Below are 20,298 nucleotides of genomic sequence, written 5' to 3'. Positions count from 1 at the left end.
CGGGTCGTGCGCCGCCGCGGCGGCGTCGTGGGTCGTCTCCGCCGTCACCGCTTGGTCTTCTCTTCCATCGTCTGCAACCACATCTCGAGCAGCGCGACCTGCCACAGCTCGTTGCCGTCGAGCCGCGTGCGGATGCCGTTCGGGTCGGCGAACAGCTTCGCGAGCGTCGCCGGCCGGTAGAGGCCGCGGTCGATCGCGGCCTGCGACCGCAGGGTGTCGGCGACGAGGTCGAAGACCCCGCCCTCGAGGTGGCGGATACCGGGCACCGGGAAGTAGCCCTTGGTCCGGTCGATCACCGCCGAGGGCAGCAGGGCCCGGCTGGCCTCCTTCAGTACGCCCTTGCCGCCGTGGGCGAGTTTGAGATCGGCCGGGCAGGTCGCGGCGAGCTCGACGAATTCGTGGTCCAGGAACGGCACGCGGGCCTCGAGGCCCCACGCCATGGTCATGTTGTCGACCCGCTTCACCGGGTCGTCGACGAGCATGACCGTGGTGTCGAGGCGCAGAGCCGCGTCGACCGAGGTCTGTGCGCCGGGCGCGGCCTGGTGGGCCTCCGCGAACGCGAAACTCGGGTCGTATCCGGCCGCGACGAGGTAGTCGTCGGAGAGGATCTCGCGGATCGCGGCGTCGTCGCGGTCGAAGAACACGTCGGCATAGGCGCGGGTGGTGCGCTCGCGGGGGACACCCTGCAGCGGCGGGTACCAGCTGTAGCCGCCGAGGATCTCGTCGGCGCCCTGCCCGGACTGGACGACCTTGATGGACTTGCTGACCTCCTGCGACAGCAGGTAGAAGGCGACGCAGTCGTGGCTGACCATCGGCTCGCCCATCGCCGCGACGGTGTCGGGGATGGCGGGCAGCAGCCGGTCGGTGCCGATGTGGATCTTGTGGTGGTCGGTCGCGAAGGTGTCCGCGATCAGGTCCGAGTACGCATACTCGTCACCGGATTCGCCCGCGGCGGAATCGAACCCGATGCTGAAGGTGGCCAGGTCGGTCTGGCCCTGCTCGGCCAGCAGGGCGACGACGAGCGACGAGTCGACGCCGCCGGACAGCAGCACCCCCACCGGGACGTCGGCCACCATGCGGCGCCGCACCGAGGTGCGCAGCGAGTCCAGGATCTCGGCGTGCCAGCGCTTCTCGTCCCAGTCGGCGCGGTCTGGATGCGGCGCGAACACCGGTTCCCAGTACTTGCGCTCGGTGCGCCGCCCGTCGGGCCGGATCGTCATGACCGTCGCGGGTGGCAGCTTCCGAATGCCGTTGTAGATGGTGTGCGGCGCCGGGACGACCGCGTGGAAGCTGAGGTAGTGGTGCAGCGCAACGCGATCGATCGAGGTGTCCACGTCGCCGCCGCGCAACAGGGCCTGTACCGACGACGCGAACCGCAGCCGTCCGGGGGTGTCGGCCAGGTACAGCGGTTTGACGCCCAGGCGGTCACGGCCGAGCGTGACGACACCGGTGTCGGTGTTCACGATCGCGAACGCGAACATTCCGATGAAGTGGTCGACGCAGTCAGGGCCCCAGGCGTGGAAGGCCTTGAGGATCACCTCGCTGTCGGCGTGCGAGAAGAACTGATAGCCCTTGGCCTCGAGTTCGGCGCGCAGTTCGTGGTGATTGTAGATGCAACCGTTGAACACCAGCGCCAGGCCAAGGGCCGGGTCGGTCATCGGCTGGCTGCCGCGGTCGGAGAGGTCGATGATCTTGAGCCGGCGGTGTCCCAGTGCCACCGCGCCCTTGGCGAAGACGCCCGAGCCGTCGGGACCGCGGCGGGTCATCTCGCAGGTCATTGCGTCGACCGCGGCGACGTCCGGGACGCTCCCGTCGAAGCGGACCTCGCCGCAGATTCCGCACATGATGTCAGTCCTCCCGCTCGGTGACGTCTGGCCGGGCGGGCCGAAGGGGTCGACCCGTCCGTTCTTCGATACTGCCGCACTCTGGGGTGGACCCCGTCCTTCTTCGCCCGTCCGTGACCGTTCCCGGTCGCGGTCGACGGCCGTCGCCCGAGGTCACCGTTCAGCCTAAGAGGGTTCAGGCGACGCGGCAGGGTGAGACGGGCTCGCCTGATCGACGGGCGCGAACCCGCTCGCCTGGCTACGATCTCCGCGTCGAACGGAGAACCATGTTCACACAGCTAAAGAGTGCTTTCGGCGCGATCGCCGCGGCGGTCACCTGCGTCGTGGTCGCCGGCGCCGCCGCGATGATCCCCGCACCGGCGTCCGCGGCCCCGCAGGGTTACGCCCCGGGTCCCGGTTGTGCGTGGCAGCTGATGTCCAACAGCACCGACCTCAACGTCGCCTTCCCCGACGCCGACGCCACCTACTGGGTTCTGCCGTATGCGCTGGGTCCGGGCGACTCGATCAGGCTCTCGGGCACCTACCCGGCCGCCCGGTACTTCTCGCTCAACACCTACGGCACGAACTTCGACACCGTGGACACGTTGCGCGACAACCAGATCCGGCCCGACGCCGGCAGTGTCAACCCGTTCGCGGCGCCGGTCGGGAAGGTCCCGCCGACGCAGCGCCGCTGGCACGCGACGGTCGTGCCCGGCGCCGCCGACCACTCGCGCAACGAAATCCGTGGACTCCCCGCGAGCGGCCAGAACGCGCCGATCGGCTTCCTCATCATCCGCGTGTACGTGCCCGACGACCCGAACTCGCCGAACGGCGGTGTCCCGCTTCCGACGGTGACGTTCTCGATCGCGGGCCGCTCGATCCCGGTCCGGCCGTGCGCGACGCCGTTCAACCCGCGCGACCACGACGGCCCGATCGCGCAGGCGCTCACGAAGGTGTTCGACGACGCGATCGGCAGTGCGGCGTCGGGCGCGTTCCCCGGCAACTCCCCGGAGGCGACGTTCATCAACCCGGCGAGCACCTCGGGGCTGTTCCCGAACGGAGACAACAAGTACATCGGCTCGAAGCTGACGTACCGGCCCGGGCGGGTCGCGGTGATCCGCGGCAAGGCGCCCACCTACCCCGACAACCGCGCGGGCGTCTCCCCGGCCACGCCGGGCATGCAGCTGCGCTACTGGTCGATGTGCCAGAACGACAAGGTGTCGCCGTACCCCGTCGTCGCATGCGCGTCCGATGACCGGACGAAGGTCGATGCGTCGGGCCACTACACGTATGTGGTCGCCGCGCCGTCGGACCTCACCGCGGCGCAGGTCGCCGGCACGGACCTGACGGTGATCCCGTGGGGTAGCACCTCGGTCGACAAGGTCGTGTTCCTGCGCAACATGCTGCCGTCGTCGGGGTTCTACCCGAACAGCGTCCAGGCGTCGCAGGCGACGAAGTCCGACCCCGCGTCGACCATGGGCGAGTACTACCCGCGGGCGACCTACTGCGCGGTGGAGACGCTGCGGACATCCGGGTGGGAGGCCTGCTACTCGTAGGCGGCCGAAGACACCGCCGAACCGCGGATATCGCGGCTCATCGGCGGCGGTGAGTGACTCGGGCGATTCCTGGGTAGTGCGGATGGAGGTCCCGCATCCGTCGACACGGCGTTCCGGTCGTCGTCGCGGTCCGCGCGGTGACCGTCCGTGAATCCGCATGGCCGAAGGGACGACCGTGTCGAAAGACGAACCCATCACCGAACCGCGCCCGGAAGTGCTCCGACAGGTGGACGCGATCCGGTCGGAGACACGACGGGTCCTCGCGGGGTTGCTGGACCCCGCCGAACCCGTCGCACTGCTGGATTTCCCGAACCACGCCAACGCCGGTGACGTCCTGATCCACTCCGGCGAGCGGGCCTACCTCGACGAGCTCGGCATCGACGTGGCATATGAGGCGTCCCTGGAGACCTACGACGGGCAGGTACTCGCACGGCGACTCCCGAGTGGCCCGATCCTCCTGCACGGGGGCGGCAACTTCGGGGATCGGTACGCGCCATATCAGGAGTTCCGCGAGCGCATCGTCGCCGAGCACCCGGATCGGCGGATCATCGTCCTCCCGCAATCGATGGAATACCGGTCGGAGGAGAACCTCCAGCGGACGCGATCGGTGTACTCGCGCCATCCCGCACTCACGCTGCTCATCCGGAACGCCGCGATGTGCGAGAGGGTCCGCGGCCACTTCCCCCGTAACCGGGTTCTCTACTGTCCCGATCTCGCATTCGGTCACGGCCCGATCCGGGCGCCCGAACCGCAGATCGACGTCGTGGTGTTGCGGCGAACCGATTCGGAGTCCGCGCATCGCGGCGGCGACGTCCTCGCCGGGCTCCCCGAGGACACCCTCGAGATCGACTGGGGCTTCGACCAGTTCGGCGAGGACCTCAGGTGGTGGCCGAGGGCGCTGCTGGTGCGATGGCTGAACGTTCCGGGCGTGCTCCGGCACAGGGCGCACGAGTTCACGGCGCGGACCTTCGCGAAGCAGACGCAGGTCATCGTGGACAATGCGGTCTCCAAGCTCGCCCATGGGCGTGTGGTGGTGACCGACCGGCTCCACGCCGGGGTGTACCGGGCGCTGATGGGGCGGCCGGTCGTCATGGTCGACAACGCCAACGGCAAGCTGTCGGCCGCATACCGCGACTACCTGCACCGCTTCGCGGTGGTGAGCATCGCGTCGGACTTCGACGACGCCGCCCGGCGCGCACAAGAGATCCTGTCGGGCACCTGAGACCCGTTGGGCAACCGGCGGTCGTGTTCAGGGATCGCCGGTTGCCGGGTGTTCACGGTCGAAGAGGCGAGCACGGCGTCACCCAGGTGGTGATGTCGCAGTGCACCACCTCGACCCCCTTGGTGTCGGTGATGCTCACCGACACGACGACGTCGGTGCCCTCGGTGATCGCGTCGAAGTCGATGGGCCCGGCGAGCCGGGCCTCGGCGGTCAAACGCGTGGTGGCCTTGGTCAGGTAGCTCGTCTGCATGGCCTTCGGGATCCAGCGGTGCGAGCTCGGGGTGGTCGCCTCCATGAGCATGCCCATCGCGCATTCGGCCAGGTTGCACGCAGCGATCGCGTGGAAGGTGCCGATGTGGTTGTGCACGCCGAACCAGTTCGGCGCCGTCACCCGGCAGTGGCCGGGCTCCATCTCCTGCACGAGCGGCAGGACGGTCCCGAAGTACGGGACCTTCGCGACCATGCCCAGCGAGAACAGCACGTTCCCGAAGGCGTTCGCGGGGAGCTTCTTGCGCAGGGCATAGGTGGGGCTGTGTGCGGCCACGCGTATCTTACTCACGAGTCAGTTGGCGTCCGCGCCTTGCGCTCACCCGATCCGCGAGCGCTTGCCGACCCCGTTCAGCGGGCGCCGGAAAACGGCGGGCGCGAGATGGCCGGGCGGCTCGGCGGGCACTGTGACGAGGTCGGATTTGAGTCTGCGCGGGTCGGTGTTGCATACTTGTCGGGTTGCCTTGACCGGTAGACGCAGGTTGTCGGATGAAGATGACCCCGCGGACGCCGTCAGGTGAATGACTCCCAGGCCCGGTTGACGGGGAATGGGCGTGTAACGCGTGCAATCGATCAGGTTCACGGTCTCGACACGCCCGACCGCGGGTGCCGGAGCAAACCGGTTCGGACCAGTGACGAGCCAACGTACAACGACAGATGAACAGCGTCGATTGCCGGATCTCACACGGCGGTCATGTGCTCAGCCGGCGAGAGCCTGCCCCTGATCACGCGGTGTTTGTCTGTCGAGAACAACTGACGGAAGAGGACACAGCGTGGCGGGACAGAAGATCCGCATCAGGCTCAAGGCCTACGACCACGAGGCGATCGACGCTTCGGCGCGCAAGATCGTGGAGACCGTGACCCGTACGGGTGCACGCGTCGTCGGCCCGGTGCCGTTGCCCACCGAGAAGAACGTGTACTGCGTCATCCGTTCGCCGCACAAGTACAAGGACAGCCGCGAACACTTCGAGATGCGTACCCACAAGCGACTCATCGACATCCTCGACCCGACCCCGAAGACGGTCGACGCGCTGATGCGCATCGATCTGCCGGCAAGTGTCGACGTCAACATCCAGTAGGACGGGGGCGAGAATAACCATGAGCAATCAGAGTTCGACCAAGGGAATCCTGGGCACCAAGCTCGGCATGACCCAGGTCTTCGACGAGAACAACCGCGTCGTCCCGGTCACCGTGATCCAGGCCGGCCCGAACGTCATCACGCAGCTCCGTACCCAGGAGAAGGACGGCTACACCGCAGTCCAGATCGCCTACGGCGCCATCGACCCCCGCAAGGTGACCAAGCCGGTCGCCGGCCAGTTCGCGAAGGCCGGGGTCACCCCGCGTCGCCACCTGGCCGAGATCCGCGTCAACGACGTGAGCGAGTTCGAGGTCGGTCAGGAACTGACCGCCGAGATCTTCTCCGACGGCGCGCTGGTCGACGTCACCGGCACCTCGAAGGGCAAGGGCTTCGCCGGCGCCATGAAGCGCCACGGCTTCGCCGGCCTGGGCGCCAGCCACGGTGCTCACCGTGTGCACCGCGCGCCGGGCTCGATCGGTGGCTGCGCCACCCCGGGTCGCGTGTTCAAGGGCATGCGCATGGCCGGCCGTATGGGTAACGACAAGGTGACCACGCAGAACCTCACCGTCCACAAGGTGGACGCCGAGGCCGGCCTGCTGCTGATCAAGGGCGCCGTCCCTGGTCGCAAGGGCGGCATCGTCGTGGTTCGCGACGCAGTGAAGGGTGGTGCGAAGTGAGCACCGAGACCGCAACCAAGCTGACGCTGGACGTCAAGACCCCGGAGGGCAAGACCAACGGCACCGTTGATCTCCCCGCCGAGCTGTTCGACGCTCCGGCCAACATCGCGCTGATGCACCAGGTCGTCGTGGCCCAGCAGGCCGCGGCTCGCCAGGGCACGCATGCGACCAAGACCCGCGGCGACGTCCGCGGTGGTGGCGCCAAGCCGTACCGCCAGAAGGGCACCGGCCGCGCTCGCCAGGGTTCGACCCGTGCGCCGCAGTTCACCGGTGGTGGCACCGTTCACGGTCCGCAGCCGCGTGACTACACCCAGCGCACCCCCAAGAAGATGAAGGCCGCCGCACTTCGCGGTGCGCTGAGCGATCGCGCTCGCAACGAGCGCATCCACGTGATCACCGAGCTGGTCCCGGGTCAGGTCCCGTCGACCAAGACGGCCCGCCAGTTCCTGGAGAGCCTCTCGGATCGCCGCAAGTTCCTGGTCGTCCTGTCCCGCGAGGACCTGACCGCCTGGAAGAGCGTGGCGAACCTGCAGAACGTTCTGCCGATCGCTCCCGATCAGCTCAACACCTACGACGTCCTCGACTCGGACGACGTGGTGTTCAGCGTCGAGACGCTCAACGCCTTCATCGCCCAGAACACGGCGGATGCCAAGGCTGCCGTCGAGAAGACTGCAGAGGAGGCCTGACATGACGACTGTTGCCGATCCGCGCGACATCATCCTGGCGCCGGTGATCTCCGAGAAGTCCTACGGACTCATGGAGGACAACGTGTACACCTTCCTGGTGCACCCGGAGTCCAACAAGACCGAGATCAAGATCGCCGTCGAGAAGATCTTCGGTGTGAAGGTTGCCAGCGTCAACACCGCCAACCGCCAGGGCAAGCGCAAGCGCACCCGCTACGGCTACGGCCGCCGCAAGGCCACCAAGCGCGCCATCGTGTCGCTGACCGCCGACAGCAAGCCCATCGAGATCTTCGGAGGCTCGGTCAGCTGACCGGGGCTTCAGAGAAGGACTGAGACTCATGGCTATTCGTAAGTACAAGCCGACGACCCCGGGTCGTCGCGGGGCCAGCGGCTCCGATTTCGCCGAGGTCACCCGTGACCATCCGGAGAAGTCGCTGGTGCGTCCGCTGCACGGGCGCGGTGGCCGTAACGCTCACGGCCGCATCACCACCCGTCACAAGGGTGGCGGCCACAAGCGTGCCTACCGTCTGATCGACTTCCGTCGTCACGACAAGGACGGCATCAACGCCAAGGTCGCTCACATCGAGTACGACCCCAACCGCACCGCGCGCATCGCGCTGCTGCACTACGTCGACGGCGAGAAGCGCTACATCATCGCGCCGAAGGGCCTGAAGCAGGGCGACGTCGTCGAGAGCGGCCCGACCGCCGACATCAAGCCCGGCAACAACCTGCCGCTGCGCAACATCCCGACCGGTACCCAGGTCCACGCCGTGGAGCTGCGCCCGGGCGGCGGCGCCAAGATGGCCCGCTCGGCCGGCGCGTCGATCCAGCTGCTCGGCAAGGAGGGCTCCTACGCCACCCTGCGTATGCCGTCCGGTGAGATCCGTCGCGTCGACGTGCGCTGCCGCGCCACCGTCGGCGAGGTCGGCAACGCCGAGCAGAGCAACATCAACTGGGGCAAGGCCGGCCGCATGCGCTGGAAGGGCAAGCGCCCGACCGTCCGCGGTGTGGTCATGAACCCCGTCGACCACCCGCATGGCGGTGGTGAGGGCAAGACCTCCGGTGGTCGCCACCCGGTCTCGCCGTGGGGCAAGCCCGAGGGCCGCACCCGTAAGAACAAGGCCAGCGACAAGCTGATCGTCCGCCGCCGTCGCACCGGCAAGAACAAGCGATAAACAGGAGGAGGTAGAGAATGCCACGCAGCCTCAAGAAGGGCCCGTTCGTCGACGACCACCTCCTGAAGAAGGTGGACGCTCAGAACGAAAAGGGCACCAAGCAGGTCATCAAGACCTGGTCCCGTCGTTCGACCATCATCCCCGACTTCATCGGTCACACCTTCGCCGTCCACGACGGCCGCAAGCACGTGCCGGTGTTCGTCTCGGAGTCGATGGTCGGGCACAAGCTGGGCGAGTTCGCCCCCACCCGCACCTTCAAGGGTCACATCAAGGATGACCGGAAAGCGAAGCGCCGCTGATGACTACGCAGACCGATAATCCGACCGCCAAGGCCACCGCACGATTCGTGCGCGTCACGCCGATGAAGGCCCGCCGCGTGCTGGACCTCATCCGCGGCAAGAACGTGGACGAGGCCCTGGACATCCTGCGGTTCGCGCCGCAGTCGGCGTCCGAGCCCGTGTACAAGGTGCTGGCCAGCGCTGTCGCCAACGCCGAGAACAACCAGGAGCTGGATCGCCGGACCCTGGTGGTCTCCACCGCGTTCGCCGACGAGGGCCCGACCCTCAAGCGTTTCCAGCCCCGTGCCCAGGGACGCGCTTTCCGTATCCGCAAGCGCACCAGCCACATCACCGTGGTCGTGGAGAGCCGGCCGGAGAAGGCAGGTGCCGGCCGTGGCCGTGCGCGTCAGCCGAAGAAGAAGGGAGCCTGACAGTGGGCCAGAAAATCAACCCGCACGGCTTCCGTCTGGGCATCACCACCGACTGGAAGTCGCGGTGGTACGCCGACAAGCAGTACGCGGACTACGTCAAGGAAGATGTCGCCATCCGCAAGCTCCTGTCCACCGGACTCGAGCGGGCCGGCATCGCCAAGGTGGAGATCGAGCGCACCCGTGACCGGGTCCGCGTCGACATCCACACCGCTCGCCCCGGCATCGTCATCGGTCGCCGTGGCGCCGAGGCCGATCGCATCCGCGGTGACCTGGAGAAGCTGACCGGCAAGCAGGTCCAGCTGAACATCCTCGAGGTCAAGAACGCCGAGTCCGAGGCACAGCTGGTGGCCCAGGGCGTCGCCGAGCAGCTGAGCAACCGCGTGGCGTTCCGCCGCGCGATGCGCAAGGCGATCCAGTCGGCGATGCGTCAGCCGAACGTGAAGGGCATCCGGGTCCAGTGCTCGGGTCGCCTGGGCGGCGCAGAGATGAGCCGCAGTGAGTTCTACCGCGAGGGTCGCGTGCCGCTGCACACGCTGCGCGCCGACATCGACTACGGACTCTACGAAGCCAAGACCACCTTCGGCCGCATCGGTGTGAAGGTGTGGATCTACAAGGGCGACATCGTCGGTGGACGCCGCGAGCTGGCTGCGGCCGCTCCGGCAGCCGAGGATCGCCGTCCGCGCCGGCCCAGCCGGCCCCGGCGTAGCGGTGCCCAGGGCACCACTGCGACGAGCACCGACGCCGCTCGCGCGGCCGAGACCGCTCCCGCCGAGGCCACCGCTGGTGCGGCTGAGAAGCAGGAGGGCTAGGCCATGTTGATCCCACGTCGGGTCAAGCACCGCAAGCAGCATCACCCCAGCCTCAAGGGGCAGGCCAAGGGCGGCACCAAGGTGACGTTCGGCGATTACGGCATCCAGGCTCTGGAGGGCGCGTACATCACGAACCGTCAGATCGAGTCCGCTCGTATCGCGATCAACCGGCACATCAAGCGTGGCGGCAAGGTCTGGATCAACATCTTCCCGGACCGCCCGCTCACCAAGAAGCCGGCCGAAACCCGCATGGGTTCGGGTAAGGGTTCGCCCGAGTGGTGGGTCGCCCCGGTCAAGCCGGGTCGCGTGCTGTTCGAGATGACCTACCCGAACGAGGAGATTGCCCGCGAGGCCCTGCGCCGCGCACAGCACAAGCTCCCCATCAAGACCAGGATCGTGACCAGAGAGGAGCAGTTCTGATGGCACTCGGAGTTGCTGCGAGCGAGCTCCGCGAGCTCAGTGACGCTGATCTGGTCGACCGCCTGAAAGAGTCGAAGGAAGAACTGTTCAACCTTCGGTTCCAGATGGCCACCGGCCAGCTCGACAACAACCGTCGCCTGCGTACCGTGCGTCGCGAGATCGCGCGTATCTACACCGTGATGCGCGAGCGCGAGCTGGGCCTGGCGTCCGGACCGGATGGTGATGACGCATGAGTGAGGACCAGAAGGTGACCGAAAACCAGACCGCTCCGCGCGGCCGCCGCAAGGAGCGGATCGGCTACGTGGTCAGCGACAAGATGCAGAAGACCATCGTGGTCGAGCTGGAAGATCGTAAGCGCCACGCGCTGTACAACAAGATCATCCGGACCACGAGCAAGGTCAAGGCACACGACGAGAACGGCGATGCCGGCGTCGGTGACCGCGTGCGGATCATGGAGACCCGCCCGCTGTCGGCGACCAAGCACTGGCGCCTCGTCGAGGTGCTCGAGAAGGCCAAGTAAGCCCTTCTCGACGTCGACTCGGCGACAAGAACGGCCCGTTCCCTCCGGGGGACGGGCCGTTCTGCATTCATCGGTCCGGTCCGCTGTGGCGGGCACGACACGCGTTCGTCCCACCGGGGGATTGACCCTGATGAGAACCGATGCGAAGGTTGGCGAAATGTCGTCTCCCATGTCGTTGTCGGCCCGCGGCACCGCCTCGTCCGGATCCGCGGAGGCCGCGAGCATGCAGCGACGTGAGGCACGCCGGCGCGGCCCCGCGTGGGTCCGGCGGATCGTCCGGTCCGAGCGCGACGAGCCCAACCTCGACCACGTGCGCCGCATCGGAGCCCGCTTCCTCGGACTCGGTTTCATCGGCTACCCGATCGTGTCGCCGACGAACATCGCGATGTCGGGGTCCATCACCGCATCGTGGTGGATTCCGCTCAGCATCGTGATGTCGGTGGTCCCCGGTCTCGCACTGTTCCTCGCCAGCTTCCGGGACGGCACGCGGTGGCTCGCGCCGCTCTCGATCTGCCTCTGGATCTGCTATCTCGTCACGGTCGCCCTGTGGTTCGTCGCCTGGGACGGGACGACGATCGTCGGCGCGGACGACGTCGGGCAGTGGATGATCGCGTTCTGCGGGATGCCGGCGATGGTCCTCATGCTCGTCGACCCGCGGCTCAGCGCGGCCGGCCTCGTGACGTGCTCGCTGCTGGGCCACATGTCCCAGCAGGTCGGACGGTTCGGCCAGCTCACCAGGGATCTGGGATTCGAGGAGATCTGGTCGATCGCATTCACCGCGGTCTTCCTCGCGGTCGTCCTGGTCGCGATCCGCACGGCGCGCAGTCTCGACGAGACCCAGGAGGTGACCTACCACAGGGCCGCGGTCGCGGCCGCCGCCACGGCCAGGGAGGTCGAGAAGGCCCGCTTCGACGCGATCGTCCACGACCGGGTCATCGCCTCGCTGCTCGCGGTGCGGGAGGGCACCCCCGACGAACGGCTGGCCGTGCAGGCGCGTTCGGCGCTCGACGAGCTGGTGCGGATGCCTGCGCAGGAGGGCGGTGCGGTCTCGAGGGCCGAGACACTCCGGCGCATCCGGTCGGCGGCCGCCGGGATCTCGGAGCGGATCGAGGTCCGGGTATTCGGCGACAGTGTCTCCGGGACCGCGGCCTCGGGGCAGGATGCCTCCGGGGGAGACGGCGGGGGGTATCCGGTCGAGGTCGTCGAGGCCGTGGTGGAGGCGATGAGCGAGGCCCTGCGCAACGTGGCGCGCCACGCGGGAACCGAGGCCGATTGTGCGGTGATCGTGCAACTCGCCGACGACGGGCTGAGCATGGCCGTCGTCGACAACGGGGAGGGATTCGACCCCGACGAGGTGGCGCCCGGCCGGATCGGCATCGAGGTGAGCATCGTCGGCCGGATGTCGAGGGTCGACGGCGGACACGCGCGGGTGAGCAGTCGGCCGGGCCGCGGCACCACGGTCCGCATCGGGTGGGAGAAGCCGTGACCGGTGAGTGCCCGCGGGCCCGGGGCGCCGGCGTCGACCGCGGCGCCGTCGACAACGCCTTCGGTATCGGCTCCGCGCCGCTGGCGGTCGCGATGACGCTCTTCGGCTGCGGCTACCTGGCGGTCACCGTGTACGCGAACGCCGGCGTCACCGGTGTCTGGCAGTGGCTGGGCATCTCCGCAGGCTTCGTGTTCTTCGCCGTCGCCTGCTTTCTCATCGTCGACGCGCCGGGAGACCCGCTGCCGGTGCACATGACGGTGATCCTGTGCGTGCTGGCCGTCGCCGGCGTGACGGCGACACTGTTCTCGCTGCCGTTCCCGCCGACGCACGTCATGCAGACCGGTCCACCGATCGGGGCGTCGGTGATCGTGCTGGCGTTCGTGGCCGTGCGCGGCCGGCCGGCCGCGGCGTGGACCGGCAGCGTCGTCATCAGCGTCGTCGCCACGGTGTGGGGACACGTCTCCACCCGCGGTGCGTTCTGGGGGCTCGGGGCGACGCTGCCCGGCTACGCGATCATGATCATGGGTTCGCTGTTCTCCCTCATGTTGCGCCCGATGGTCCGGCGTCTGTACGCGATGCGCGAGGCCGACGAACGGCAGGCGGCGCTCGACGCGGCCGCGGCGGCCGCCGCCGAGGAACGCAGCCGCCGGTTGGAGGTACTCGATCATCTCGCCCGGCCGATCCTCACGCGGATCGCCGAGCGCCGGGAGTTCGGTGCCGACGACGTCGAGACCGCGCGCCTCATCGAGGCGCAGCTCCGTGACGGCATCCGGGCGCCGGGACTCGACCTGCCGGAGATCCGCGAGGCGGCCTGGCGCGCACGGCGGCGCGGCGTCCACGTGGTGTTGCTCGACGACGGCGGCCTGTCGGCAGTCGGGCAAGCGGAGTCGGTCCTCGGCCGACGTCGGCTGGCGGCCACCGTCGCGGCGCTGCTCGACGCGACCAGGCGGGGGCGGGTCACCGTTCGCGTGCACCCGCCGGGACGAGCCGTGCTGGCGACGATGGCCGTCGACGCCGACGACGGGACGTATCTCGTCGAACTCGACCTGGCAGGCCATGCGCGCGAGTCCGTGCTGGCCGGAGGGGATCCCGACGGTTCCGTCGCCGCACAGTCCCTCGGTGACGAAGGGATGGTGGGGTCATGACCCGGGCACTTGTGGCGCCGCGGATCGCGACGGGTTTGCGGCGGTTCGGCCGGCTCCCGCGGGTCGATGACACCGACCTGCAACGGCAGAAGCGGATCGGCTGCCGATTCGTCGGGGGCGGCATCATCGCCTTCACGCTCGCCATGACCCCGGTCGCGATCCAGCACGCCGAGCTCGCCGCGACGTGGTGGACACCGGTCAGCCTGTTGCTGGTCGCGGTCCCGACATGTCTGCTCGTGTGGTCGACGTTCCTGCCCCGCCCGCGACTGCTGGAGACCTTGGTGTTCGCGTGCGCCGCCGGATATCTCCTCGCGACGCTGCTGTGGTTCCCGGCCTGGCGCGGCGTGCCCGACGAGGAGGCCCGGTGGGCCGTATGGCTGCTGCAGTTCCCGTCTGTGCCCAGCTTCGCGCTGGTCGTCGTGCTGCGTGTCCGGGAGGCCTGGATCAACGTGGTCGTGGCGACCTTCGCCGTGCACATCGCCAATCAGGTCGCCCGGTTCGGCGAGATCCGGCCGCTGGACCTGCTGTCGGCCCCGCTGTCGATCGCGCTGGCCGGGGTGTTCATCGCCATCGCCATCGCCACGGCACGTAACGTCCGGGTGCTCGACGAGCGGCAGGCCGAGGTCATGGAGATCACCGAGTCCCTCGCCGCCCAGACCGCCCACGAGGCCGAGCGGGCACGGTTCGCGGCGATCATCCACGATCGGGTGATCGCCTCCCTCCTGGCCGTCACCCCGGGTCCATCGGACCCGAGGTTGCGCGAGCAGGCGTCCTCGGCGCTGCGTGAACTCGACCGTCGGGCGGACACCCCGACGGACATGACCGGCGACGAGCTCGTCGACCGGGCGGTCGAGACGGCCGCGAGCGTGAGCGATGAGATCCGGCTGTCGGTGTCCGGAGACCGGACGGCGGGGTTCCCGACCGAGGTGGTCGCCGCGATCACCGATGCGGCGGGGGAGGCGATGCGCAACTGGCAGCGGCACGCCGGTGGCGACGCACGGTGCGAGGTCGCCGTCGAGATGGACGACGGCACGGTGACGATCATCGTCTCCGACGACGGCGTGGGCTTCGACCCGGAGACGGTCGACCCCCGGCGGTTCGGCATCGCGAGCGGCATCGGCGAGCGGATGGCGGCGCTGCCCGGCGCCTCCGCGGAGATCCGGAGTTCCCCCGGCGCGGGAACCGTCGTCCGGCTGAACTGGAACCGACCATGAGTTCCTTCCCCGGCACCCCGAACTCCCACGAGCTCGACGACCTGACCGCGAATCTGTTCGGGCTCGGGTCGGCAACGGTTGACCGCGCCCTCGTGGCCTTCGGAGTCGCCTATCTGGTGGTGCTGGGGGTCGCGGCCCGCGAGATCCGGCAGCCGTGGAGCTGGTTCGGGCTGGCGTGCGGTTTCGTGCTGTTCGCCACGGTCGCCGTCGTGATCGTCCGACAGCGCGGAAACCGACTCGGGGTGCCCCTCGCGGTGGCGGTCACCGCGACCACCGTCGCCGGCCTCGCGGTGTCCTACCTGAGCCTCCCGCTGGCGACGTACGCGACGTTGCAGACGACCCCGGCGACATCGGCCCTGACCATCCTGCTCGCACTCGTGATCCTGCACGGCCGGACGGTGGCGGCATGGGCGGGTGCGGCGGCGGCCACCGCGCTGGCCATGCTCACCGGGGTCGCCACCGGACTCGACCCGGTCATCGCGGCGGGCAACACCATGTTCTGCTACCCGGTGCTGGTGGTCGCGACCCTGTTCGCGGTCATGGTGACCCCGATGCCGGCACGGATGCGCGAACTGCGCCGGCAGGCCCTGGCCGAGGCGGCGGAGGGCGCCGCCGCCCGGGCCGCGGCCGCCGAGCGCGACCTGCAGCTGCGCCGCCTCGACGAGCGGGCCCGGCCGGTCCTGCGTCAGATCGCGGACGGCCACGAGTTCACCCCGGCCGAGGCGGCCGAGGTCCGGCTCGTCGAGGCGCGTCTGCGCGACTCCATCCGCGCACCGGGCTGGGACTGCCCGGAGGTCGCGGACGCCGTGTGGCGGGCGCGCAGCGCCGGTGTCAACGTCCGCCTGCTCGACGACGGCGCGCTCGACGACCTCGCCGACGGCGGTGCGATGCGGCGAGACGTGCGGACAAGGCTCGTCGAGGAGCTCACCGCGGTGAGCGAGGCGGGGGTCATGGCGACCGTCACCGCGCGGATCTCACCACCCGGACGCGATCTGGTCGCGACCATCGTCGTCGACGCCGGCGACGACCGTCGGCGCGTCGAGTTCAACAACGAGCGTCGCGGTGTCGGCGGCGACGGATCCCCGGTCGATGCCACCGCCGGGGACCGCGAGCACGGACAGCCGAGGCCGAGGAACGAGATCCCGCGCCGCTGACGCCGCCCCGGATCTCGTGGGTTCCGGGGCCGCGGTCGTTCAGCCGCGCCGCGAGACGATCGGCCCCTGCACAGACCACGGGAAGTTGATCCACCTGTCGGTCGTGCGCCAGCAGTAGTCCGGGATCGTGATGGTGTGCGGCTTCTTGTAGAGGACCGCGCTGCGCACCTCGGCGACCCGGCCCTGGTGCTCACAGAACTCCTCGACGAGTTTCAGGGTCTTGCCGGTGTCGGCCACGTCGTCGACGATGAGGACCCGCTGGCCGGTCAGCCCGCTCGACTCGAGCAGCGAGGGCAGCAACACCGGTTCCGCCAGGGTCTCGCCGACACCGGTGTAGAACTCGACGTTGAGCGAGATCATCAGCTTGCAGTCGAGGGCGTAGGCGATCGCGCCCGCCGGGATGAGTCCGCCCCGCGCGATGCCGAGGATGATGTCGGGGACGAATCCGTCGTCGACGACCTGCTGCGCCAATTCCCGACAGGCGGTTCCGTTGAGTTCCCACGTGAGGATCTCGCGTTCGGCGGAGGTGTCGGTCATGTGGAGGAATGTTGCCAAAAGGCCGGCCAAAGGCCCAACGTGGGTCGTAGAAGCAAGTGTTCGCATGTTGGCCGCGACCTCGACCGCAGCTGGTCACCCACGGCCGTGACCTGGGAATTTCCCGGGAGTGCGGATGAGCGTGACGGGAACGTAACTTTTCGCTCTCGCGGCACGACAAGCAATCGAATGACGGTTCGAGAAGGCGATGGTGGGTATTTTGTACGAGTGAGGTTGAGTGGATTACACCTAGACCGTTGATGTGATCGGCGCCCACAGCGCCGACTTCCTTCGAAAAGCCCACCGACGCGTAAAGGAAACCATGTCCGAGGCCACTGGTCAGCGACCCTCCGTCGCGTCCTACGCGCCACGCCACCGGCGGCCGGAGCAGTCGGATTCCGGGGACCCGTTCGTCTCGCCCGACCCCGTCGCGGAGAAGCTGCGGCGCTGGCGTGAGGAGCGGGACGCCGCAACGTCGGCCGTCGGCGGTGTGGAGTCGCCCGGGGCAGGCGTGCCCCACGCGGGCGTGGTGGGCGTCAACGGACACGGACCCGCACCAGGCCCGCTCCGCATCGACGAGCAGGCCGCGCCGGCACCCGAGGAGTTCTCGCGGGCGTCCGCCGAGGCGGCGGAGGTCCCCGTACCGCCCCGTGAGGCGGACGCCGCGACGGCTCGACCCGACGTCGACGAGCAGGCCACGCCGATCACCGAGCAGTTGCCGGTCACCGAGAAGATCGAGACCCCTCGACCCGAGCGGCCCGCGGCCGCCGCGCAGAACCCCGTGCGGGGTGAGTGGGTCCTCTCCGACGGTGTACGCGCACAGAGCGCCGCGGCACCGGGCCTCGGGCCGGTGGCACCCGAGACGGAGACCGTGACCAGGACGCCGTCCGGGCGGTTCTGGGCGGTTCCCGCGGCGCCGCCCGCACCGCCGCCGGCGGCTCCGACGTCGGCGCCCTTTCCGCCCACCCCGCGGACCCGGGCCGAGCACCCGGTCCCGGGGACGCCGGACGTGCCGGCGGCGATCGAGGTGAAGAACCTGCACAAACGGTTCAAGGACACCGTCGCGGTCGCCGACGTGAGCTTCACCGTGCCGGCCGGCAGCATCGTCGCGCTCCTCGGTCCCAACGGTGCGGGCAAGACGACGACCGTCAACATGCTCTGCACCCTGCTCAAGCCGGACGGCGGCACCGCCGTCGTCGACGGGCACGACGTGATCACCGACGCCGCCGCGGTGCGGCGCTCGATCATGCTGACCGGCCAGTTCGCGGCCCTCGACGAGGCGCTGAGCGGCCGGGAGAACCTCGTGCTGTTCGGCCGGCTCCTGGGACTGAACAAGAAGCAGGCCCGGGCCCGCGCGGACGAGCTGCTCGAGACGTTCGGCCTCACCGACGCCGCAAACAAGCGGGTCGGCCAGTACTCGGGTGGCATGCGTCGCCGCGTCGACATCGCGTGTGGGCTCGTCACCGCCCCGAAGGTCGTGTTCCTCGACGAGCCGACCACCGGTCTCGACCCGCGCAGCCGGCTCGAGGTCTGGTCGCTGGTCGAGCGGATGCGCGCGTCGGGGATCGCGGTGCTCCTGACCACCCAGTACCTGGAAGAGGCCGATTCGATGGCCGACAACATCGTGGTGATCGACCACGGCCGGGTCATCGCCAGCGGAACCGCCGACGAGCTGAAGGCGGCCACCGGCGCCGCCTACTGTGAGGTCACGCCCACCGACGTCGCCATGCTGCAGCGCATCCGCGAGTGCCTCGCCGATCTGCTCGGCCCGCACGCCCACGAGGAGGACGGGGGAACCTCGGTGGCCGTCCCCGCCCCGGATGGTCCCCGCACCCTCGCCGAGGTCATCAGTCGCACCGAGGCCGCGCAGATCGAGTTGTCGGACATCGCGCTGCGACGTCCGTCCCTCGACGAGGTCTTCCTCGCACTGACCGGACCGGAACGGCCCACGACGTGACCCAGACCATGGTGTCGGAGGTCCCGGACAGCGGCACTCCGCGGACCGATCCTGTCGTGGACGCACCCGCCGTGAGGGTGCGCCCGCTCCATCAGTGGTGGGTGCTGACCGCTCGCGGGGTGAAGAAGATCGTCACCAACGGCGAGATCTTCCTGGCGTTCCTGTCGCCGGCGCTGCTGGCGCTGTGCTTCTACCTGCCGTTGCGCAAGCTCGTCGACACGTCCGGATTCGACTACGCGCAGTTCCTGATGCCGATCATCATGCTGCAGTCGGTCGCGTTCGTCGCGTCGTCGGCGGCGATGCGATCGGCCAACGAGCGCGACAACATCCACAACCGGTTCCGGGTGCTGCCGATGTACGCCGCCATCCCCATGCTGGCGCGCACCTCGATCAACTCGGTGCTGCTCGGCATCGCGCTGGTGTGTGGCCTGATCGCCTGCCTGCTGATGGGCTGGCGTCCCGACACCGAGTACGGCGGCGGGTACACCGGGACGCTCATCGCGGTCGCGGTCGCCGGCGTGTTCGGCTTCCTTCTCGCGATGACCGCCGACGGCATCGGTCTCGTCGCGGCGTCCCCGACCGCGACCAGCCAGCTGATCGCGTTCCCCACGCTGATCCTCGGGATGCTCTCCACCGGGTTCGTCCCGCTCTCGGCATTCCCCACCTGGATCCAGGGGTTCGTCGAGCATCAGCCGATCTCGCAGATCACCACGGTCATGCGATACGCGGAGGCCGGCGACCTCACGTGGGAGGTGTGCGTGCCGACCTTCTGGTGGTGCATCGGACTGCTGGTGATCTCCGCGGGCCTGCTCGCGGTGGCGGAATGGAGGACCCGGCGATGAGCGTCCAGCCGATCACGCGACCCGAGATCGTGTTCCCGGAGGTCACCACGCCCCCGGAGGAGAAGTCGTTCCGCACCTGGCGGAACCAGACGCTGGTGCTCACCGGCCGACAGCTGCTGGTCATCGTCCGCGACGTCCCGACCCTGATCCAGATCATCGTGTTCCCGATGCTGACCATGCTGATGTTCAAGGTCGTGCTCGGCGACATCGTGGGCAAGGCGACCGGCGAGGACAGTGCGTTCCGGACCGTCCCGCTGATGGTCATCGTCAGCGCCATGTTCGGCTCGGTCGCGGCGGCCACCCGGCTGAACGTGGAGCGGCAGACCGGCCGGCTCGCCCGGCTGTGGGTGCTCCCGGTCAACCGCTCGGCGGATTTCAGCTCCCGCATCCTGGGCGAGATCCTGCGGGTGTGCGCGACCACGGTCGCGATCTTCGCCGCCGGCCACCTCATCGGATTCCGGTTCACCCAGGGCGTCGGACCCGCGATCGGGATGCTCGTCATCGCCACCGCCTACGGCGCCTGTTACGCGATGTTCGTGCTGGCGGTCGCGGTGAACGTCGGTCCGGGTGCGCCGCTGGTGCCGTTCCTCGGTTTGCTGTCGAGCGTGCTGATGTTCTTCAATTCGGGTTTCTCACCGGTGGATGCCTACCCTGGGTGGCTGCAACCGATCGTGGCGAACCAGCCCATGACACCCGCGATCGACGCGATGCGCGCCCTCGCCGTGGGCGGTCCGGTGGCCGGCGACGTGATCAAGGTCGCCATCTGGACCGCGCTCATCGGCGGCCTGTCCTTCTACCCGGCCCTGCGCGGTTACCAGAAGGCGGCGGTGGAGCGATGACCGGCAGGAGCGGTCCAGCGGTTGCGCAGCCCGAAGCCGCGGAACCCGGACCCGGCCCACGACGCCGCACCCGCCGGCGCCGCACGGCAGACGACCGGCGACGCCGAGTTCACGAAGTCCATCTGCGAGAGGGATACACACGGTGAGACGCCACGATGACACCCCCCGGTCGTCGTCTCGGAACGAAC

24 protein-coding genes are annotated in these 20,298 nt (G+C 69.0%); 20 read left to right on the top strand and 4 right to left on the bottom strand.

From position 1 onward, the window contains the following. Positions 1-44: 44 nt before the first annotated feature. Positions 45-1,844: an N-acetylglutaminylglutamine amidotransferase gene (locus ABFT43_RS07620; protein ID WP_347959778.1), complete on the bottom strand. Its 1,800-nt coding sequence runs from the start codon at positions 1,842-1,844 to the stop codon at positions 45-47. A gap of 266 nt (positions 1,845-2,110) precedes the next feature. Here ABFT43_RS07620 and ABFT43_RS07615 point away from each other — a divergent pair, with 266 nt between their 5' ends. Together ABFT43_RS07615 and ABFT43_RS07610 are read left to right on the top strand one after the other, a co-directional pair. Beyond that, on the top strand, positions 2,111-3,379 hold the full coding sequence (locus ABFT43_RS07615) for a hypothetical protein (protein WP_457590115.1): 1,269 nt from the start codon (positions 2,111-2,113) through the stop codon (positions 3,377-3,379). Positions 3,380-3,554: 175 nt separating this feature from the next. After that, a complete protein-coding gene (locus ABFT43_RS07610) occupies positions 3,555-4,601 on the top strand; it encodes a polysaccharide pyruvyl transferase family protein (RefSeq protein WP_347959777.1) in 1,047 nt (348 codons plus the stop codon). Positions 4,602-4,653: 52 nt separating this feature from the next. Here the strand turns inward: ABFT43_RS07610 and ABFT43_RS07605 are convergent, their stop codons facing one another. Continuing rightward, a complete protein-coding gene (locus ABFT43_RS07605; RefSeq protein ID WP_347960083.1) occupies positions 4,654-5,145 on the bottom strand; it encodes a hotdog fold domain-containing protein in 492 nt (163 codons plus the stop codon). A gap of 496 nt (positions 5,146-5,641) precedes the next feature. On the opposite strand from ABFT43_RS07605, the gene rpsJ reads away from it, so the two are divergent. From rpsJ to ABFT43_RS07530, 15 genes are all read left to right on the top strand, one after another. After that, positions 5,642-5,947, top strand: a complete 306-nt coding sequence (gene rpsJ / locus ABFT43_RS07600; RefSeq protein WP_003938093.1) for a 30S ribosomal protein S10 — start codon at positions 5,642-5,644, stop codon at positions 5,945-5,947. A gap of 19 nt (positions 5,948-5,966) precedes the next feature. Beyond that, positions 5,967-6,623: a 50S ribosomal protein L3 gene (gene rplC / locus ABFT43_RS07595; protein WP_347959776.1), complete on the top strand. Its 657-nt coding sequence runs from the start codon at positions 5,967-5,969 to the stop codon at positions 6,621-6,623. Continuing rightward, positions 6,620-7,309 (top strand): 50S ribosomal protein L4, encoded by a 690-nt coding sequence (rplD, locus tag ABFT43_RS07590; RefSeq protein WP_347959775.1) that lies wholly within the window; start codon positions 6,620-6,622, stop codon positions 7,307-7,309. The genes rplC and rplD overlap by 4 nt, the downstream gene beginning before the upstream one ends. 1 nt (position 7,310) lies before the next feature. Further along, positions 7,311-7,616 (top strand): 50S ribosomal protein L23, encoded by a 306-nt coding sequence (rplW, locus tag ABFT43_RS07585; RefSeq protein WP_347959774.1) that lies wholly within the window; start codon positions 7,311-7,313, stop codon positions 7,614-7,616. A gap of 28 nt (positions 7,617-7,644) precedes the next feature. Next, positions 7,645-8,481, top strand: a complete 837-nt coding sequence (gene rplB / locus ABFT43_RS07580; protein ID WP_347959773.1) for a 50S ribosomal protein L2 — start codon at positions 7,645-7,647, stop codon at positions 8,479-8,481. A gap of 17 nt (positions 8,482-8,498) precedes the next feature. After that, positions 8,499-8,780 carry a 30S ribosomal protein S19 gene (gene rpsS / locus ABFT43_RS07575; RefSeq protein ID WP_006899370.1) on the top strand — a complete coding sequence of 94 codons (282 nt, stop codon included), beginning with the start codon at positions 8,499-8,501 and terminating at the stop codon, positions 8,778-8,780. Next, positions 8,780-9,190, top strand: coding sequence for a 50S ribosomal protein L22 (rplV, locus tag ABFT43_RS07570; RefSeq protein ID WP_347959772.1), 411 nt, complete (start codon positions 8,780-8,782; stop codon positions 9,188-9,190). The genes rpsS and rplV overlap by 1 nt, the downstream gene beginning before the upstream one ends. Before the next feature lie 2 nt (positions 9,191-9,192). After that, positions 9,193-9,999: a 30S ribosomal protein S3 gene (gene rpsC / locus ABFT43_RS07565; RefSeq protein WP_347959771.1), complete on the top strand. Its 807-nt coding sequence runs from the start codon at positions 9,193-9,195 to the stop codon at positions 9,997-9,999. 3 nt (positions 10,000-10,002) lie between these two features. Next, the gene (rplP, locus tag ABFT43_RS07560) at positions 10,003-10,419 is read left to right on the top strand and encodes a 50S ribosomal protein L16 (RefSeq protein ID WP_004020548.1); all 417 of its coding nucleotides are present in this window, start codon (positions 10,003-10,005) and stop codon (positions 10,417-10,419) included. Further along, complete coding sequence (gene rpmC, locus ABFT43_RS07555) at positions 10,419-10,652, top strand: 50S ribosomal protein L29 (protein WP_222112620.1); 234 nt, start codon at positions 10,419-10,421, stop codon at positions 10,650-10,652. Before rplP ends, rpmC begins: the two co-directional genes overlap by 1 nt. Further along, positions 10,649-10,939 carry a 30S ribosomal protein S17 gene (gene rpsQ / locus ABFT43_RS07550; protein WP_347959770.1) on the top strand — a complete coding sequence of 97 codons (291 nt, stop codon included), beginning with the start codon at positions 10,649-10,651 and terminating at the stop codon, positions 10,937-10,939. The genes rpmC and rpsQ overlap by 4 nt, the downstream gene beginning before the upstream one ends. A 223-nt stretch (positions 10,940-11,162) precedes the next feature. Beyond that, positions 11,163-12,425: a sensor histidine kinase gene (locus ABFT43_RS07545; RefSeq protein WP_347960082.1), complete on the top strand. Its 1,263-nt coding sequence runs from the start codon at positions 11,163-11,165 to the stop codon at positions 12,423-12,425. Continuing rightward, positions 12,422-13,570, top strand: coding sequence for a hypothetical protein (locus ABFT43_RS07540; protein WP_347959769.1), 1,149 nt, complete (start codon positions 12,422-12,424; stop codon positions 13,568-13,570). The genes ABFT43_RS07545 and ABFT43_RS07540 overlap by 4 nt, the downstream gene beginning before the upstream one ends. Next, positions 13,567-14,784, top strand: a complete 1,218-nt coding sequence (locus ABFT43_RS07535; protein WP_347959768.1) for a sensor histidine kinase — start codon at positions 13,567-13,569, stop codon at positions 14,782-14,784. Before ABFT43_RS07540 ends, ABFT43_RS07535 begins: the two co-directional genes overlap by 4 nt. Continuing rightward, positions 14,781-15,938, top strand: a complete 1,158-nt coding sequence (locus ABFT43_RS07530; protein ID WP_347959767.1) for a hypothetical protein — start codon at positions 14,781-14,783, stop codon at positions 15,936-15,938. The genes ABFT43_RS07535 and ABFT43_RS07530 overlap by 4 nt, the downstream gene beginning before the upstream one ends. A 39-nt stretch (positions 15,939-15,977) precedes the next feature. Here ABFT43_RS07530 and ABFT43_RS07525 read toward each other — a convergent pair whose 3' ends face one another. Then, the gene (locus ABFT43_RS07525; RefSeq protein WP_347959766.1) at positions 15,978-16,475 is read right to left on the bottom strand and encodes a phosphoribosyltransferase; all 498 of its coding nucleotides are present in this window, start codon (positions 16,473-16,475) and stop codon (positions 15,978-15,980) included. 319 nt (positions 16,476-16,794) lie between these two features. Between ABFT43_RS07525 and ABFT43_RS07520 the strand changes: the two genes are divergently transcribed. From ABFT43_RS07520 to ABFT43_RS07510, 3 genes are read left to right on the top strand one after another with little or no spacing between them, the layout of a single operon-like run. Next, entirely contained in the window at positions 16,795-18,429 is a 1,635-nt protein-coding gene (locus ABFT43_RS07520) for an ATP-binding cassette domain-containing protein (RefSeq protein ID WP_347959765.1), read from the top strand. A gap of 56 nt (positions 18,430-18,485) precedes the next feature. Continuing rightward, positions 18,486-19,271: an ABC transporter permease gene (locus ABFT43_RS07515; RefSeq protein ID WP_347959764.1), complete on the top strand. Its 786-nt coding sequence runs from the start codon at positions 18,486-18,488 to the stop codon at positions 19,269-19,271. Next, on the top strand, positions 19,268-20,110 hold the full coding sequence (locus ABFT43_RS07510) for an ABC transporter permease (RefSeq protein WP_347959763.1): 843 nt from the start codon (positions 19,268-19,270) through the stop codon (positions 20,108-20,110). The genes ABFT43_RS07515 and ABFT43_RS07510 overlap by 4 nt, the downstream gene beginning before the upstream one ends. Here the strand turns inward: ABFT43_RS07510 and ABFT43_RS07505 are convergent. Further along, on the bottom strand, positions 20,083-20,232 hold the full coding sequence (locus tag ABFT43_RS07505) for a hypothetical protein (protein WP_168702038.1): 150 nt from the start codon (positions 20,230-20,232) through the stop codon (positions 20,083-20,085). The two genes, ABFT43_RS07510 and ABFT43_RS07505, sit on opposite strands and share 28 nt — an antisense overlap. Between the last annotated feature and the right edge of the window lie 66 nt (positions 20,233-20,298).

The organism is Gordonia aurantiaca, assembly GCF_039939235.1.
GTDB lineage: Bacteria > Actinomycetota > Actinomycetes > Mycobacteriales > Mycobacteriaceae > Gordonia.
This window is presented reverse-complemented; position numbering and strand designations above follow the sequence as displayed.

Excerpts from the sequence above, each read along its gene's own strand:
- ABFT43_RS07545 (WP_347960082.1), top strand. The coding sequence starts at position 11,163 with ATGCAGCGACGTGAGGCACGCCGGCGCGGCCCCGCGTGGGTCCGGCGG.
- rplC (WP_347959776.1), top strand. The coding sequence starts at position 5,967 with ATGAGCAATCAGAGTTCGACCAAGGGAATCCTGGGCACCAAGCTCGGC.
- rpmC (WP_222112620.1), top strand. The coding sequence starts at position 10,419 with ATGGCACTCGGAGTTGCTGCGAGCGAGCTCCGCGAGCTCAGTGACGCT.
- ABFT43_RS07525 (WP_347959766.1), bottom strand. The coding sequence starts at position 16,475 with ATGACCGACACCTCCGCCGAACGCGAGATCCTCACGTGGGAACTCAAC.
- ABFT43_RS07615 (WP_457590115.1), top strand. The coding sequence starts at position 2,111 with ATGTTCACACAGCTAAAGAGTGCTTTCGGCGCGATCGCCGCGGCGGTC.
- ABFT43_RS07620 (WP_347959778.1), bottom strand. The coding sequence starts at position 1,844 with ATGTGCGGAATCTGCGGCGAGGTCCGCTTCGACGGGAGCGTCCCGGAC.
- ABFT43_RS07535 (WP_347959768.1), top strand. The coding sequence starts at position 13,567 with ATGACCCGGGCACTTGTGGCGCCGCGGATCGCGACGGGTTTGCGGCGG.
- rplB (WP_347959773.1), top strand. The coding sequence starts at position 7,645 with ATGGCTATTCGTAAGTACAAGCCGACGACCCCGGGTCGTCGCGGGGCC.
- rpsQ (WP_347959770.1), top strand. The coding sequence starts at position 10,649 with ATGAGTGAGGACCAGAAGGTGACCGAAAACCAGACCGCTCCGCGCGGC.
- ABFT43_RS07520 (WP_347959765.1), top strand. The coding sequence starts at position 16,795 with ATGTCCGAGGCCACTGGTCAGCGACCCTCCGTCGCGTCCTACGCGCCA.
- rpsS (WP_006899370.1), top strand. The coding sequence starts at position 8,499 with ATGCCACGCAGCCTCAAGAAGGGCCCGTTCGTCGACGACCACCTCCTG.
- rplW (WP_347959774.1), top strand. The coding sequence starts at position 7,311 with ATGACGACTGTTGCCGATCCGCGCGACATCATCCTGGCGCCGGTGATC.
- ABFT43_RS07505 (WP_168702038.1), bottom strand. The coding sequence starts at position 20,232 with ATGGACTTCGTGAACTCGGCGTCGCCGGTCGTCTGCCGTGCGGCGCCG.
- ABFT43_RS07510 (WP_347959763.1), top strand. The coding sequence starts at position 19,268 with ATGAGCGTCCAGCCGATCACGCGACCCGAGATCGTGTTCCCGGAGGTC.
- rplV (WP_347959772.1), top strand. The coding sequence starts at position 8,780 with ATGACTACGCAGACCGATAATCCGACCGCCAAGGCCACCGCACGATTC.
- ABFT43_RS07530 (WP_347959767.1), top strand. The coding sequence starts at position 14,781 with ATGAGTTCCTTCCCCGGCACCCCGAACTCCCACGAGCTCGACGACCTG.
- rplP (WP_004020548.1), top strand. The coding sequence starts at position 10,003 with ATGTTGATCCCACGTCGGGTCAAGCACCGCAAGCAGCATCACCCCAGC.